1 protein-coding gene is annotated in these 2,111 nt (G+C 70.4%); it reads left to right on the plus strand.

Translation table 11 applies throughout. The annotated features are described in order from the left end of the window. Nucleotides 1–2,111: LuxR C-terminal-related transcriptional regulator (locus VKV26_13110; GenBank protein HLZ70834.1), on the plus strand; the 2,111-nt coding region annotated here is incomplete at both ends.

Raw genomic sequence — 2,111 nt, forward strand, 5'->3', positions numbered from 1 at the left:
TGGGCCGGATGCCCGACGAGTCCACCTCGCGCCTGCTGAGAACCGCAGACGGCAACCCGTTCTTGATCATGCAGCTCATCGAGGGGCCGCCCGGGACGGCACCTGCGGCCGGATTCGCCGTGACGGTCCACAACCGACTCCACGCCCTCGGCCAATCAGCCGCCGCTCTGGTCCGGCTGATCGCCGTGGCGGGGCGGCCGGTGCCGCTGGCGGACCTGCCGTCGCTTTGCGGCGGCGTCGACGCCGAGGTACTCAGCCAAGCCGTGGCATCGGGACTCGTCGACGCCCGCGACGGCACGATCACCTTCCGCCACGACCTGGTCCGCGAAGCCGTCTACACCGGCATCGGCGACGCCGAGCGCCGACGGCTGCATCAGCGGCTGGCCACGCACCTGATCACGGCCGGCTCCGATCTGCTGGCCGTCGCGGCCCACGCCCGCGCGGCGGCGTACACCGGCGACACCGCCAGCGCCCACGTCCTCCTGCAGGCCGCGGAGAAGCTCGCGACAGTCAGCGCCGAAGACGCCGGGGAGCTGGCCATGCTCGCGTTCCAGGTGGTGCGGCCAGCCCATCCGCGCTGGCTCGCCGTCGGCCGCCGGTGCCTTGCCGTTCTCGCTCGTACGCAGCGAGCGGCCGACGCCCTCGCCATCGCCGACGTGCTCCTGGCCCGCGTGGATGACAGCGACCTCGCCGGGCAGATCGAGACCGACATCGCCCGCGCGCTGTGGCTAGCCGGACGACCGGACCAGCTCATCGAACGCGTCGACGGCGGGCTGCGGCGGCGCGCCGAACTGCAGCCCGCCGTCGCGGCCCGGCTGACGTCAGCGCGGGCCCTCGCGCGTACCAGAACGACCGTGGGCGCCGTCGCGGCGGCCGAAGCGAGCACGGCGCTGGACCGCGCGCGGACCGTCGCCGACACGGAGGCATTGGAGCTGGCATTGCAGGCGGCCGGGGAGGCGGCCAAGAACGAGGGCCGCCACCATGACGCGCTGCGTCATTTCCGGGAGCTGCGCGCACGCAGCGACGTGTCGTATCTCGCCGAGGAGATCATGGCCTTGCACATGGTGGACCGATATGACCACGCGCAGGCGTTGCTTCAGCGCGCTCACGCCGACGACGCCGGGCATATCGAAGCCGCCCTGCCGTCGCTGTTGTACGCCCAGCTGTGGCAGGACTTCAACCTCGGCCGGCTTGACGAGGCCGAAGCCGGCGCGCAGACCTTGATCGACCTGGGCCAGCAGATCGGCACCAACATGCACGCCCTGGAAGCGATCATGATCCGAAGCGCGGTCTCGGTGCTGCGCGGCGATCCGACGGCCGCCGCCCTGCGCCTGCAAGCGGCTGCCACTCTGACCAGCGCCGACGACAACATCCGCCTGCCTGGCTTGACCCTGATGCGGGGCTGGCTCACCGCCATCAACGGCGATATCGAGACCGCCCTTTCCACGCTGCGGCCGATGCTCTTCACGGCGCGCGAGTCGCGAACCTACTGGGCCTGGTGGCCTGGCTGGATGAGCGTGTTCTTCCAGATCGGGCTTGCGGCCGGTGATGCCGATTTCACCGCTCAAGCCGTCGCGATCGCCGAACTCGGGGCCGAACGCAATCCCGGCGTCGCAAGTTTCGAGGGACTCGCGCTGAATCTGCGCGCCCGACTTGACGCAGATCTAGGGCAACTCGCCGACGCCGCGAAGGTGCTCCAGACCAGCCCGCGCCCGGCGTTGCGCGCCCTCGGCGCGGAAACCTACGGGCATGCGCTGCTGGCCGCCGGGGACCGCAAGGCCGCGCTGCTCCATCTCGATCAGGCGTGGGACGAGTACGACCACATGGGCGCCTGGGCCGGGCGTTCCGGCGTTCAGCGCCTCATGCGCGAAGCCGGCGCCCGGCCGGAGAAGTGGACGGCGAATCCAGAGGCGACGAAAACCGGCTGGCCGTCGTTGAGCGAAGCGGAGCGGCGGGTAGCCGCGCTCATCGCCGCTGGGCACACGAACAAATCAGCTGCGAAAACGCTGGGCGTGTCCGTCAACACCGTCGGCACTCAGCTGCGCTCGATCTTCGCCAAGCTGGGCATCCAATCCCGGGTTCAGCTTGCCAATTCGCTCCACGAGAATTCA

The sequence above is a fragment of the Dehalococcoidia bacterium genome (assembly GCA_035310145.1).
GTDB lineage: Bacteria > Chloroflexota > Dehalococcoidia > CAUJGQ01 > CAUJGQ01 > CALFMN01.